The sequence below is a fragment of the Streptomyces sp. NPDC096079 genome (genome assembly GCF_040303145.1).
Taxonomy (GTDB): Bacteria; Actinomycetota; Actinomycetes; order Streptomycetales; family Streptomycetaceae; genus Streptomyces.
In genome coordinates this window covers 20,533-34,849 of the sequence record NZ_JBEOST010000014.1, presented here as the reverse complement: position 1 = coordinate 34,849, position 14,317 = coordinate 20,533, and the positions used below count along the sequence as shown (strand labels likewise).

The following is a 14,317-nucleotide window of genomic DNA, read 5'->3' as shown; positions in this document are numbered from 1 at the left end:
GGCCACCGGTCGGTCAGCCCCCGGAGCCAGCCATGCACCCGTACCAGGACCCCTCCCGCCCCGTCGCCGAGCGCGTCGAGGACCTCCTCTCCCGCATGACGCCGGAGGAGAAGGCCGGACAGCTCTTCCACACGATGCTGACGATGAACGCCGACGGCACCCCGGTGACCGAGGCGGACGGCGAGACGATCGAGCTCACCACCCGGCAGCTCGTCGAGGACCGGCAGCTCACCCACTTCAACCTGCTCGGCACCTACGGCGCCCGCGAGATGGCCCTGTGGCACAACGCGATCCAGGAGATGGCCGCGAGCACCCGGCTGGGCATCCCGGTCTCCCTGTCGACCGACCCCCGCCACACGTTCACCGACAACATCGGCGCCTCCTTCAACGCCGGCGCCTTCTCCGCCTGGCCCGAGGCGCTCGGCCTCGCCGCGATCGGCGACCCGGACCTCGTCCACGCGTTCGCCGACACCGTCCGCCGCGAGTACCTCTCCGTCGGTTTCCGCACCGCCCTCCACCCGCAGATCGACCTCGCGACCGAACCCCGCTGGTCGCGCCAGTCCGGCACCTTCGGCTCCGACGCGAAGCTGACGGGCGAGCTGGTGCGGGCCTACGTGCGCGGGCTCCAGGGCCCCGCACTCGGTCCCGACTCGGTGGCCGCGATGGTCAAGCACTTCCCCGGCGGCGGCCCGCAGAAGGACGGCGAGGACCCGCACTTCCCGCACGGCAAGGAGCAGGTCTACCCGGGCGGGATGCGCGAGCACCACCTGGAGCCGTTCAAGGCCGCGATCGCCGCCGGCTGCTCGCAGATGATGCCGTACTACGGGCAGCCGATCGGCACCGACTGGGAGGAGGTCGGCTTCGGCTTCAACAAGGGTGTCGTCACCGGCCTGCTCCGCGAGGAGCTCGGCTTCACCGGCATCGTCTGCAGCGACTGGGGCCTGCTCCAGGACCACCCGATCTTCGGCGAGACGCACGTGGCCCGCGCCTGGGGCGTCGAGCACCTGAGCGTGGCCGAGCGGGCCGCGAAGGCGCTGGACGCGGGCGTGGACCAGTTCGGCGGCGAGGAGTGCCCCGAGGTGATCGTGGAGCTCGTCGCCACGGGCCGGATCTCCGAGGCGCGGATCGACGACTCCGTACGACGGCTGCTGCGGGAGAAGTTCCTGCTCGGGCTCTTCGACGCTCGCCGGTACGTCGACCCCGACGAAGCCGCGGAGACGGTGGGCCGCGCCGACTTCACGGCCGCGGGCGCCGCCGCCCAGCGCCGCTCGCTCACCGTGCTCACCGACGGCCCCCTGCCGCTGCCGGGGCGGCCGAGGCTGTACGTGGAGAACGTCGACCCGGCGGTCGCGGCGGCGTACGGCGAGGTCGTCGCCGACCCGGCCGGGGCCGAGCTCGCGGTGCTGCGGCTCCGCACCCCGTACGAGGAGCGGCCGAACAGGTTCGAGTCCTTCTTCCACTCCGGCAGCCTCGCCTTCCGCCCGGAGGAGCTGGACGGCGTCCTCGCCCTCCTGAGGGCCGTCCCCACGGTGGTGTGCGTGAACCTGGAGCGGCCGGCCGTCCTGCCGGAGATCGCCGAGCACGCGGCGGCGCTGATCGCCGACTACGGCGCGAGCGACGAGGCCCTCCTCGACGTGGTCTTCGGCCGGGCGAAGGCGGAGGGCCGGCTGCCGTTCGAGCTGCCGCGCTCGATGGCGGCGGTGGAGGCGTCCCGGCCGGACGTACCGAACGACACCCTGGACCCGGTGTTCCCGCACGGCCACGGCCTCGACGTGCTCCCGCACGGCCACGGCCTGGAGATCTGAGATCTCCCCAGGACCGCGGGGCATCTGACGACCCCGCGCAGGATCCGGGGCCCTCCCGTGGGGGGCTGGGCCCCGGATCCCCTTTCCCGCACCGAATGTCATGCCCATGAAGGGACGCCCCCGTATGCGTACGTACCTCGCGCTGTCCGCCGCCACGGCCGTACTCGCCGCCGCCGGAGCCACCGCCTACGCCACCACCCCCGACAGGACCGAGAAGCCCCTCCCGCTCGCCGGGATGCGGATCCTGATCTCCAACGACGACTCGATGCAGGCGGCCAGGGCGAGCAACTCCGACGGCCTCGGCCTGTACGAGCTCCGCCGCGCGATGTGCGCCGCCGGCGCCGACGTCGTCGTCATGGCCCCCTGGCAGGTCCAGTCCGGCAAGGGCACGGCCGTCAGCAACGGCGGCGTCCTCACCGCCCAGCGCCGTACCGCCCTGCCCGCCGGCTACGAGAACGACTGCGCCCAGGCCCCCGCCCGCGGCGCGGTCTACGGCGTCTGCCTCTCCGAGGGCCCCTGCGTCAAGGACTCCCCGTCCGCCACCCCCGCCGACACCGTCAAGCTCGCCCTCCGCGCGGGCCTGAGAGCCAAGGCCGGCTGGACCGAGGCCCCCGACCTCGTCCTGACCGGCATCAACTCGGGCCCCAACGTCTCGGCGAGCGTGAACGACTCCGGAACGGTCGGCGCCGCCGTCGCCGCGATCGACCAGGACGTGCCCGCGATCGCGTTCTCCTCCTCCGGCGACGAGACGAACACCGGCTTCCCCCGGGTCAACTACCGCGCCAACGCCGAGTTCGGCGCCCGCCTCGTCGCCGGCCTCCGGCAGCGCGACCTGCTCACCCCGGAGTTCGCCCTCAAGGTCGACTACCCGGACGTCAGCGCCGGGCAGCGGGCCGGGACCCCGGTCTGGACCCGCGTCGGAGACGGAGCCGTCGTCTACCACGCCTTCGAGCAGCGCGGGACCGGCGACTCCTTCGACATCACCCTCGGCCTCTGCCCGCTGGACGGCACCGGCGAGGGCGAGTGCGCCGAGGGGCGGAAGGACGCCGACTCCACCTGGCTGCTCGACAAGGGCCGCGTCACGATCGCCCCGGTGACCTGGGACCGCACCTACGGCACCCCGGTCGGCGCCCGCCGCGAGCTGAAGGCGATCGAGCGGTACGTGGAGCGCGAAGCCCCGCGCCCGTAAGGCTCGTTAAGGGTTTGTCCCGGCCGTTCGCCGCCGCGCAGGATGGCCGGGACGAACCGTTCGCACACGAGCCACGGAGTGATCATGACCAGCCCCGTCACCCTCGACCGCCGCGAAGGTCCGTACGGAGAAGTCGTCCTCCGCCGCCGTGGAGAGCACCACGAGATCATCGCCAACGGCACGTTCCTCATGGACACCTCCGACGGGCGCTCCGAGCGGCTCCTCGTCGACGCGGCCCTCGCCGCCCTTCCCGAGCCGTCCCGCACCGGCGCCTCCGTCCTCGTCGGCGGCCTCGGCGTCGGCTTCTCCCTCGCCCACGCCGCCGCCGACCCCCGCTGGGGCCGGATCGCGGTCGCCGAGCGCGAGCAGGCGATCATCGACTGGCACCGGAAGGGGCCCCTCGCGGCCATCTCCGGGGCCGCGCTCGCCGATCCGCGGACCGTGATCCTGCACACGGACCTCGTCGCGTACCTCCGCACCACCACCGACACCTACGACGCCCTCTGCCTCGACGTCGACAACGGCCCCGACTGGACGGTCACCGAGGACAACGAATCCCTGTACTCGGCCGAGGGATTGGCCACCTGCGCGGCCCGGCTGAACCCGGGCGGAATCCTCGCCGTGTGGTCCGCCCGACCCTCCGTCGATTTCGAAGGGTCGTTGCGGAATGCCGGATTCAGCGGGGTACGGACGGAAGAGATCCCCGTTGCCCGGGGCGTCCCCGACGTGGTCCACCTCGCGGTCCGTCCCGGATAACTCCTGGATAGCCGGGACGGCGCCGGTGCCTCTAGGCTGCTGAGCCGACAACGGCGACGCGAGGCGGGGCAATGGAGCAGACACACACCACTCACCACGGTGCGGCGGCCACTCCGGGGGCCCAGCGGCGCGTCCTTGTGGTCGAGGACGACGCCACGATCGTGGAGGCGATCTCCGCGCGGCTGCGCGCCGAGGGCTTCCTCGTCCAGACCGCGACCGACGGCCCCGCGGCCGTCGACGCGGCCGAGGCCTGGCAGCCCGACCTGATGGTCCTGGACGTGATGCTGCCCGGTTTCGACGGCCTTGAGGTGTGCCGCAGGGTCCAGGCCCAGCGCCCCGTCCCGGTCCTCATGCTCACCGCCCGTGACGACGAGACCGACATGCTGGTCGGCCTCGGAGTCGGCGCGGACGACTACATGACGAAGCCGTTCTCGATGCGCGAGCTGGCCGCCCGGGTGCACGTGCTGCTGCGCCGGGTGGAGCGGGCCGCGCTCGCGGCGGTCACCCCGCGCAGCGGGATCCTCCGCCTCGGCGAGCTGGAGATCGACCACGCCCAGCGCCGCGTCCGGGTCCGCGCGGAGGACGTGCACCTGACCCCGACCGAGTTCGACCTGCTGGTCTGCCTGGCGAGCACGCCCCGCGCGGTCCTCTCCCGCGAGCAGCTGCTCGCGGAGGTGTGGGACTGGGCGGACGCCTCCGGCACCCGGACCGTGGACAGCCACATCAAGGCGCTGCGCCGGAAGATCGGGGCCGAGCGGATCCGTACGGTCCACGGCGTCGGTTACGCGCTGGAGACCCCGGCGCCGTGAACCGGCCGGGGCCCGGGAGGCCGCACGCGGGACGCGGCGAGCAGCGGCCGCGCCGGATCGCGATCTCGATCAAGACCAAGCTGGGCGCCCTCGTCGTCGGGGCGGTCCTGCTGACCTCCTGCCTGGCCCTGGTCGCGATCCGCACGTCCACGGAGTTCCGGTACATCACGATCTTCGCGATGATCGCGACCCTGCTGATCACCCAGTTCGTGGCGCAGTCCCTGACGGCTCCGCTCGACGAGATGAACACGGTGGCCGGGTCGATCTCGCGCGGGGACTTCAGCCGCCGGGTGCGGGGCGCGGACCGGCGGGACGAGCTGGGCGACCTCGCCTCGACGATCAACCGCATGGCGGACGACCTGGAGGCCGTCGACCGGCACCGCAAGGAGCTGGTGGCCAACGTCTCGCACGAGCTGCGCACGCCGATCGCCGCGCTCCGGGCCGTCCTGGAGAACGTGGTGGACGGGGTGTCGGAGGCCGATCCGGAGACGATGCGGTCGGCGCTGAAGCAGACGGAGCGGCTGGGCCGGCTGGTGGAGACGCTGCTGGATCTGTCACGTCTTGACAACGGTGTCGTCGCGCTGCGGGCGAACCGTTTCGAGGTCTGGCCCTATCTGTCGGGGGTGCTGCGGGAGGCGAACCTGGCGGCGTCCCAGCGCGGCCTCTCGTCCACCTCGGGCCTGCACCGCCGTACGGACGTGCACCTGCACCTGGACGTGTCGCCGCCCGAGCTGGTCGCGGTCGCGGACGCGGAGCGGCTGCACCAGGTGATGGCGAACCTGATCGACAACGCGGTGAAGCACTCCCCGCCGCACGGCCGGGTCACGGTGCGGGCCCGGCGCGGTCCGTACCCGGACTCGCTGGAGCTGGAGGTCGAGGACGAGGGTCCCGGCATCCCGGAGTCGGAGCGGCACAAGGTCTTCGAGCGGTTCAACCGGGGCTCGTCCCCCGACCGGCACGGCCCGGGCAGCGACGGCGGCACGGGGCTCGGCCTGGCGATCGCCCGCTGGGCGGTGGATCTGCACGGCGGCGGGATCGGGGTGGCCGAATCGTCACGTGGCTGCCGCATCAGGGTCACTCTTCCGGGCAGCCTTCCCCTGCGGGATTGACGTAGGGTTCGAACCGGAAGGGAACGTTCTGCGTGTACGTGAGCGGGACGTGATCAGGGATGCGGTCGAACCGGGCCGTGCCCGCGCTTTTCCGTACCCTCACACATGCGGAACCACGCTTGTTTCCCGCCATTCACGGCGGCGAAACACGCTGTCAAGTGTGACTTGCGCAACGTTGGAGTGCCTGGCCTGCACCTCTCGGCCGGACAGGCGTAGCCTTTATTTCCGCTGTCCATCACCTTGCGAAGCGGAAGAGGGCGGTTGCCGCCGTGTCGTCTCAGTCCCCCAGTACCCCGAGCTCCCCGGCCCACCAAGACGGGCAGGGCGTGAGCCCCGCAGCCGCCTTCGGTGCCAATGAGTGGCTCGTCGACGAGATCTACCAGCAGTACCTCCAGGACCCGAATTCAGTCGATCGTGCCTGGTGGGACTTCTTCGCCGACTACAAGCCCGGAGCGTCGGAGACCCCGACCGCCCCGGCCGCCACCACTCAGAGCGCGCCCGCCGCGGCGCAGGCGGGCCCCGCACAGGCCGCGCCTGCCGCGCCGGCGGCCGTTCCGGCCCCCGCGCCCGCCCCGGTCGCCGCCGCGGCTCCCGTGAAGCCGGCCGCGGCCCCCGCGCCGGCCGCCGCGAAGCCCGCCGCCGCCGCTCCGGCCGCGGTCAAGGCCGCGCCCGCCTCCCCGGCCACCCCGGCGAAGGCGGCCCCCGCCGGCCCCGAGCTGATCACGCTGCGCGGCCCCGCCGCCGCGGTCGCGAAGAACATGAACGCCTCCCTGGAGGTGCCGACGGCCACGTCCGTCCGCGCCGTCCCGGTGAAGCTGCTCTTCGACAACCGGATCGTGATCAACAACCACCTGAAGCGCGCCCGGGGCGGGAAGATCTCCTTCACGCACCTCATCGGCTACGCGATGGTGCAGGCGATCAAGGCCATGCCGTCGATGAACTACTCCTTCGCGGAGAAGGACGGCAAGCCGACCCTGGTCAAGCCGGAGCACGTGAACTTCGGCCTCGCGATCGACCTGGTCAAGCCCAACGGCGACCGCCAGCTCGTCGTCGCGGGCATCAAGAAGGCCGAGACGCTCAACTTCTTCGAGTTCTGGCAGGCCTACGAGGACATCGTCAAGCGCGCCCGCGTGGGCAAGCTGACGATGGAGGACTTCTCCGGCGTCACGGTCTCCCTGACCAACCCCGGCGGCCTCGGCACCGTCCACTCCGTGCCGCGTCTGATGCCCGGACAGTCGGTCATCATGGGCGTCGGCTCGATGGACTACCCGGCGGAGTTCCAGGGCACCTCCCAGGACACCCTGAACAAGCTGGGCATCTCCAAGGTCATGACCCTGACCTCGACGTACGACCACCGGGTCATCCAGGGCGCCGCCTCCGGCGAGTTCCTGCGCGTCGTCGCCAACTTCCTCCTCGGCGAGGAGGGCTTCTACGACGACATCTTCAAGGCCCTGCGCATCCCCTACGAGCCGGTCCGCTGGCTCAAGGACATCGACGCCTCGCACGACGACGACGTCACCAAGGCCGCGCGCGTCTTCGAGCTGATCCACTCCTACCGGGTCCGCGGCCACGTCATGGCCGACACCGACCCGCTGGAGTACAAGCAGCGCAAGCACCCCGACCTGGACATCACCGAGCACGGCCTCACCCTGTGGGACCTGGAGCGCGAGTTCGCGGTCGGCGGCTTCGCCGGCAAGTCGATGATGAAGCTCCGCGACATCCTCGGCGTGCTCCGCGACTCGTACTGCCGCACCACCGGCGTCGAGTTCATGCACATCCAGGACCCGAAGCAGCGCAAGTGGATCCAGGACCGCGTCGAGCGCCCGCACTCCCGCGTGGAGCGCGAGGAGCAGCTGCGCATCCTCCGCCGGCTGAACGCCGCCGAGGCCTTCGAGACCTTCCTGCAGACGAAGTACGTCGGCCAGAAGCGCTTCTCCCTGGAGGGCGGCGAGTCCGTCATCCCGCTGCTCGACGCGGTCATCGACTCGGCCGCCGAGTCGCGCCTCGACGAGGTCGTCATCGGCATGGCCCACCGCGGCCGTCTGAACGTCCTCGCGAACATCGTCGGCAAGTCGTACGCGCAGATCTTCCGCGAGTTCGAGGGCAACCTCGACCCGAAGTCGATGCACGGCTCCGGCGACGTCAAGTACCACCTGGGCGCCGAGGGCACCTTCACGGGCCTCGACGGCGAGCAGATCAAGGTCTCCCTGGCCGCCAACCCCTCCCACCTGGAGGCGGTCGACCCGGTCCTGGAAGGCATCGTCCGCGCCAAGCAGGACGTCATCAACAAGGGCGGCACGGACTTCACCGTCCTGCCCGTCGCCCTCCACGGCGACGCGGCCTTCGCGGGCCAGGGCGTCGTCGCCGAGACGCTGAACATGTCGCAGCTGCGGGGCTACCGCACCGGCGGCACGGTCCACATCGTCATCAACAACCAGGTCGGCTTCACCGCCGCCCCGGAGTCCTCGCGTTCCTCGATGTACGCGACCGACGTGGCCCGCATGATCGAGGCGCCGATCTTCCACGTGAACGGCGACGACCCGGAGGCCGTGGTCCGCGTCGCGCGGCTCGCCTTCGAGTTCCGCCAGACGTTCAACAAGGACGTCGTGATCGACCTCATCTGCTACCGCCGCCGCGGTCACAACGAGGGCGACAACCCGCAGTTCACCAACCCGCAGATGTACAACCTGATCGACAAGAAGCGTTCGGTGCGCAAGCTGTACACCGAGTCGCTCATCGGTCGCGGCGACATCACCCTCGAAGAGGCGGAGCAGGCGCTCCAGGACTTCCAGGGCCAGCTGGAGAAGGTGTTCGCGGAGGTCCGCGAGGCCACCGCCGCCCCGGCGTCGACCACCGTGCCGGACGCGCAGGCCGAGTTCCCGGTCGGCGTCACCACCGCGGTCTCCCAGGAGGTCGTGAAGCGGATCGCCGAGTCGCAGGTCAGCATCCCGGAGCGGATCACGGTCCACCCGCGTCTGCTCCCGCAGATGCAGCGCCGTGCCGCCTCCATCGACGACGGCACCATCGACTGGGGCTTCGGCGAGACCCTCGCCATCGGCTCCCTGCTGATGGAGGGCACCCCGGTCCGCCTCTCGGGCCAGGACTCCCGCCGCGGCACCTTCGGTCAGCGCCACGCGGTCCTGGTCGACCAGGAGACCGGCGAGGACTACACCCCGCTGCTCTACCTGACCGAGGAGCAGGCCCACTACAACGTCTACGACTCGCTGCTCAGCGAGTACGCGGCGATGGGCTTCGAGTACGGCTACTCGCTGGCCCGCCCGGACTCCCTGGTCATCTGGGAGGCCCAGTTCGGTGACTTCGTCAACGGCGCGCAGACCGTCGTCGACGAGTTCATCTCCTCGGCCGAGCAGAAGTGGGGCCAGACCTCCGGCGTCACGCTGCTCCTGCCGCACGGCTACGAGGGCCAGGGCCCGGACCACTCGTCCGCGCGCCCGGAGCGCTTCCTCCAGATGTGCGCCCAGGACAACATGACGGTCGCCATGCCGACGCTGCCGTCGAACTACTTCCACCTCCTGCGCTGGCAGGTGCACAACCCGCACCACAAGCCGCTCATCGTCTTCACCCCGAAGTCGATGCTGCGTCTGAAGGCCGCGGCGTCCAAGGTGGAGGAGTTCACCACCGGCGGCTTCCGCCCGGTGATCGGCGACTCGACGGTCGACCCGGCGAACGTCCGCAAGGTCGTCTTCTGCGCCGGCAAGGTCTACTACGACCTGGAGGCCGAGCGTCAGAAGCGCGGTGACACGGAGACCGCGATCATCCGTCTGGAGCGCCTGTACCCGCTGCCGGGTGCCGAGCTGCAGGCCGAGATCGCCAAGTACCCGAACGCCGCGAAGTACATCTGGGCCCAGGAGGAGCCGGCGAACCAGGGTGCCTGGCCGTTCATCGCGCTCAACCTGATCGACCACCTGGACCTGGCGGTCGGCGCGGACATCCCGGCGGGCGAGCGCCTGCGCCGGATCTCCCGCCCGCACTCCTCCTCCCCGGCGGTCGGCTCGGCCAAGCGCCACCAGGCGGAGCAGCAGCAGCTGGTCAACGAGGTCTTCGACGCCTGACCGACCACTCCGTACGCGTACGGAAGGAGGCCCGGCACCCCGAGGGGGTGCCGGGCCTCCGGCGTGTGCGCCGGCCGTACGGGGCTCAGCCGAGGTTGGCCTCGAAGTCCCAGTAGGGCCGGTTGCGCTGGCGCGCCGAGAGGGTGTGCGGGTGCTGGGCCCCCAGGGTGCGGGTGAGGGTGAGCAGGGCGTCCTCCTCCAGCTTCCCGGCCTCCTCGGTCTCCCTGAGGCCGCGCAGGTCGGTGGCGAGCGCGACCTGGCAGGAGAGGGTGAGCGGGTGCTCGTTGCCGAGGATGTGCCGGGCCCGGCGCAGGGTGTCCCGGCTGAGTTCGGCCGCGTCGTGCACCCGACCGTTGAAGTTGCGGGCGGCGCAGGCGTTGAGCGCGCAGCCGAGCACCCAGGGGTGGTCGGGGCCGAGCGAGGAGGTCAGTCCGGCGAGCGCGGCCTCCAGGATGGCGAGGGCGTCCGCCCGTTCGCCGGACGCCTGGAGGACGAGGGCCGTGTTGGCGAGGACTCCGGTGGCGACCGGGTGCGCGGGACCGAGGAGCGCGCGGTAACCGGCCTCGGCCTCGCGGCTGAGCTCGCGGGCGTGGTCGAGGTCTCCGTGCTCGCGGAGGTAGTTGGCGTAGTTGTTGAGGGAGGAGAGCGTCACGTAGTGGGTGCGGCCGTGCACCTGCTCCAGCTGTTCGAGGAGGCTGGCCATGGTGGCGCCGAGGTCCTGCTGGAATCCGCCCTCCCGGCGGCGGCACAGGGCCAGCTGGGTGCGGGCGTACAGGGTCTGCAGGTGCTGCGGGCCGAGCACCTGCACGTGACGCAGGACGTTGGCCTCCTGCCGGGCGAGGGCTTCGCGGTACTGCCCGAGGAGCCGCAGGTCGTGCGCGAGGGCGTTGCTGGAGTTGAGGGTGTGGGAGTGGCGTTTGCCGAGCACCCGCTCGCTCCGGGCGAGGGTCTCGGCGTCGGATTCGTACGCCTCGCGGAAACGGCCGAGCTGGCGGAGGGTGACCCCGAGGTTGTGCCGGGCGACGAGGGTGGAGAACTCGCTGTCGCCGAGGAGGCGTTCGGCGTCGGCGAGGACCTGGCGCTGGAGCCGTTCCGACTCCTTGTACTGGCCGAGGAAGCGCAGGTCGCTGGAGATGGCGCTGCTGGAGAGCAGGGTGCCGAGTTCGTTGGGGGGCTGGGCGTCGGCGAGGCGTTCCCGCTGGGTGAGGTCGAGGTCGTAGGCCTCGCGGAAGCGGCCGAAGGAGCGCAGGATGTTGCCCTGCTGGGTGGTCAGGTCCAGCATGGGCTGGTCCAGCGGCTCCATGAAGGTGGACCAGTTGTCCCTGATCTTCTCGGCGAGCTGGACGCCGGCCTTGAACTCGCCGCTGCGGAAGCAGTAGCGCAGGCAGTTGAGGACGGCGGTCTGGGTGCGCGGGTTGTGGCTGAGGAGCGCGCCGGAGGGCTCCAGGTGGGGCAGCAGTTCGGCGTAGCGGGGCCAGTGTCGGCTGTCCATGGGGTTTCCGGGGTCCGCTTCGGCGAGCAGGGTGCGGACGGCCTGGCGGTGGGCCGCGCGGTGGTCGCCCTCGGTGAGCCGGGCGACGATGTCGTGGACGAGCCGGTGCATGTGCACGGACTCCTGGTGCGGCCCGACCTCGGCGTTGTTGACGGGGCCGCGGGTCTCGCGGGTGAGGACCGAGTAGTTGACCAGGGTGTCCAGGGCGCGGGTCCAGGCGGCGAGGTCGGTGACCATCCAGCGCAGGTCCTCGGGGAGGTCCGCCTGCGGATAGGCGCGGATGAGTCCGAGCGGGATGCGTCCCGGGGCGAAGGAGGCGCAGAGACTGAGCACGTCGATGGCCTGCGGCTGGGCGCGTCGGAGCCGGTTGATCAGTATCGACCAGGAGGTCAGGGACGCCTGGGGGAAGCCGTCGCCGGAGGGTTCGACGGCGGAGATCCGTCCTTCGCGGACCATGTGGAGGTATTCGGAGACCTCCATGCGGGACTCGCCGAGCCAGGCCGCGGCCTGGACCAGCGGCAGCGGTACGTCTCCGAACTCGGCGGCGACCTCCTCGGCCTCGGGCGCGGTGACGTGCGGCGCGCGGCGCATCAGGTAGGCGGTGGACTCGGCGCGGTCGAAGCCGGGGACCTCGACGATGTCGGTGTAGTCGCCCCAGCCGCGGTTGCGCGAGGTGACGAGGACGTGGCCGGGGCCGTGCGGCAGCATGACGTTCGCGCCGTCCGTGTCGTCCCAGCCGTCGAAGACGACGAGCCAGCGGGAGTGCGGATCGCCCCGGCGCAGGGCCTCGCGGACGGCTCGGATGCGCTCGCCGGGTTCGTTTCCGGTGGGGAGGCCGAGTTCGGTGGCGAGCTCGCCGAAGCGATCGCGCTGCACGTTGCGGTCGTCGGAGCTGACCCACCAGACGACGTCGTAGTCGGAGCTGAAGCGGTGGGCGTACTCGGCGGCGATCTGGGTCTTGCCGATGCCGGACATGCCGAGCAGCGTGCAGGCGGCGTTGCCGCGCTCGGCGTCCATGAGCCGTTCCTGCAGCTCGGTGAGCAGGTCGTCCCGGCCGGTGAAGCGCGGGTTGCGGCGCGGGATCTCGCCCCAGACCTCGGGAGGGGTGTCCGGGAAGCGGACGAGTGAGCCGGCGGGCAGCCGGCGGCCGGTGGCGCGGCGGAGTTCGACGCCGAGCCTGCTGAGCAGCCGGACCTCCGCCTCCTCCTCGCCGACGCCCCACAGGCTGACGGGTTCGAGGACGGCCGTGGCCGGGAGCAGGGTCCGGTTGGTGAGGTTGACCGCCGCGAACCGCTCGGCGTGCGCGGCGACGAAGCCGCGCAGGACGTCGTTCCACTCACCGGCCGCACGCGGACCGAGCTGGAAGAACCAGTCGTCGAGGACGAGCAGCACCTGGCCGCGGGCGAGCAGCAGGTCGCCGAGCGAGTCCTCCAGGGGCACGTCGCGCGGCGGGTCCCAGCGCTGGAGGCTCGCGCGCACCCCGTACGCGTCGAGCCGTTGGTTGATCCAGGTCGCCCACGGGCGGTGATAGCCGGGGAAGACCACGAGGACGTGTTCCGGCGCGCTCCTGGCTCCGAGATCCGCCGCACCGCCCGCTCGCTGTTCCGCCATCTGTCGAGTCTCCCGTCCCGCTCCCGCGCAACGCAGTGTCATGTGCCGTGGGCACAGTGTTACCCAGCGGCCGGGGGAGTCGCGCCGAGGCTCGCGTGATGGAGCCTCATATGCCGCACGAACTCCCTTCCCTCCCCGCTCAGTTCATCGGATTCAAGCAGGATCCGCAGCGCCACGCCCACCTGATCGTGGATGTCGTCGAACTGTTGCCCGGCAGCGTGCCGCCAGGCCGTGGGCACCCCTTCGGCGGTGACCGCGCGCCGCCACAGATCGGTCAGGGCCAGATGGGCGTAGGCGCCGTGCAGGACGCCGGCGATGGGCCGGGGGTCCGAGCGCCAGCCGACCCGGTGCACCGCGTCCCGCCCGCGGCCGTACAGGGGCACGATCTCGTGGAGCGTGGCCAGCTTGCTGTGGTGCAGTTCGTGCACGAGCGTCTCGGCCATCCCCTGCCCCTCGGCGGGCAGCGAGGTCAGTACGGCTCCGGGGGCGGCGCTCAGCGTGGCCCCCAGGTGCCGGGGCCCGCGGGGAAGGACCGGGACGACCGCGCGGACGCCGCGGGCCACCTCGGCCGCCCGGCCGGGGTCCGTGCGCGCGAGGAGGGCCTGGGCGGCGCGCCAGGTGGCGGACCAGGCGGCGTGGTCGGTGTCGGCGGGGTCCGCGGCGGTGACCACCATGCCGCCGCCCGCCCCGGACGGCACCCGGTACGGGTCGAGGTCGTCCAGGCGTGCCGCGGCCCGGGGCAGGGGACGGACCGCGCGCCAGCCGGGCCCGCGGCCGATGAGGACGCCGTGGCGCCGGCCGGTCAGGGTCAGGACGGCCGGCAGCGCGTGGCGGGCACCGTCCGGGTGGAACCGTACGATCCGCTCGCCCGCGCTGACCCGGACACGGTCCGCGGCCACCCTCAGCCGGCCCACGCCCGGCAGCGGGAGCAGGCCGCCCGGGGTCTCCGTGGTCAGGTCGAGCGGGTCACCGCCGCGCAGGGCTGCGGTGACCGCGAGGTGGTCGAGGTGCCCGAGCAGGCGGTCGAAGACCGGCCCGGCGGGCTCGGCGAGCGCGCCGGCCAGCCAGGCGCCGGTCGTCGGGTAGTCGAGGACGTCCCGGACCACGGCGGGGTGGCGCCGCTCGACCCGTTCGAGCAGTTCCCAGGAGCGCTCGAACCGGCCGAGCGCGCCTGGTTCGACGGACGCCCGCTCCCGGTGGACGCGCACCAGGAGCGCCTTGAGCAGCAGCAACCGCCGGGCGTGCAGGGCGGACCGCAGCAGGATGAGCCCGTCCGGTGCGGCGCTGAGCCGCGCCAGCCGGGCGAGGACGTGCGGGGGCAGGGGCGCGATGGTCACTCCCGCCTCCAGCGGACTGCGGCGGGAGCTGCTTGGCGCACCTGGCCTGCGGCGGCCAGGACGGGCCGTCCCCGTGGGCCGTCGGCGGGCGGTGCGCATCTGACCGAAAAGAGCCGGTCGGCGCGGCCACTCCACC

At 72.1% G+C, this 14,317-nt stretch carries 8 protein-coding genes; 6 read left to right on the top strand and 2 right to left on the bottom strand.

All coding sequences use genetic code 11. The features are described from left to right. Window positions 1-32: 32 nt before the first annotated feature. From ABTY59_RS25565 to ABTY59_RS25540, 6 genes are all read left to right on the top strand, one after another. The gene (locus ABTY59_RS25565) at window positions 33-1,805 is read left to right on the top strand and encodes a glycoside hydrolase family 3 protein (protein WP_352021374.1); all 1,773 of its coding nucleotides are present in this window, start codon (window positions 33-35) and stop codon (window positions 1,803-1,805) included. A gap of 124 nt (window positions 1,806-1,929) precedes the next feature. Then, the gene (gene surE / locus ABTY59_RS25560) at window positions 1,930-2,994 is read left to right on the top strand and encodes a 5'/3'-nucleotidase SurE (protein WP_352021373.1); all 1,065 of its coding nucleotides are present in this window, start codon (window positions 1,930-1,932) and stop codon (window positions 2,992-2,994) included. A gap of 84 nt (window positions 2,995-3,078) precedes the next feature. Next, window positions 3,079-3,750: a spermidine synthase family protein gene (locus ABTY59_RS25555; RefSeq protein WP_352021372.1), complete on the top strand. Its 672-nt coding sequence runs from the start codon at window positions 3,079-3,081 to the stop codon at window positions 3,748-3,750. Window positions 3,751-3,821: 71 nt separating this feature from the next. Then, window positions 3,822-4,559 (top strand): response regulator transcription factor, encoded by a 738-nt coding sequence (locus tag ABTY59_RS25550; protein WP_030688813.1) that lies wholly within the window; start codon window positions 3,822-3,824, stop codon window positions 4,557-4,559. Beyond that, window positions 4,556-5,668: a HAMP domain-containing sensor histidine kinase gene (locus tag ABTY59_RS25545; RefSeq protein ID WP_403538257.1), complete on the top strand. Its 1,113-nt coding sequence runs from the start codon at window positions 4,556-4,558 to the stop codon at window positions 5,666-5,668. The genes ABTY59_RS25550 and ABTY59_RS25545 overlap by 4 nt, the downstream gene beginning before the upstream one ends. A gap of 269 nt (window positions 5,669-5,937) precedes the next feature. Further along, window positions 5,938-9,741 (top strand): multifunctional oxoglutarate decarboxylase/oxoglutarate dehydrogenase thiamine pyrophosphate-binding subunit/dihydrolipoyllysine-residue succinyltransferase subunit, encoded by a 3,804-nt coding sequence (locus ABTY59_RS25540; RefSeq protein ID WP_352021371.1) that lies wholly within the window; start codon window positions 5,938-5,940, stop codon window positions 9,739-9,741. Between the two features lie 85 nt (window positions 9,742-9,826). On the opposite strand, the gene fxsT is transcribed toward ABTY59_RS25540, so the two are convergent. Both fxsT and ABTY59_RS25530 read right to left on the bottom strand, forming a co-directional pair. Then, on the bottom strand, window positions 9,827-12,844 hold the full coding sequence (fxsT, locus tag ABTY59_RS25535) for an FxSxx-COOH system tetratricopeptide repeat protein (RefSeq protein ID WP_352021370.1): 3,018 nt from the start codon (window positions 12,842-12,844) through the stop codon (window positions 9,827-9,829). Between the two features lie 59 nt (window positions 12,845-12,903). Continuing rightward, window positions 12,904-14,181 carry an aKG-HExxH-type peptide beta-hydroxylase gene (locus ABTY59_RS25530; protein WP_352021369.1) on the bottom strand — a complete coding sequence of 426 codons (1,278 nt, stop codon included), beginning with the start codon at window positions 14,179-14,181 and terminating at the stop codon, window positions 12,904-12,906. Between the last annotated feature and the right edge of the window lie 136 nt (window positions 14,182-14,317).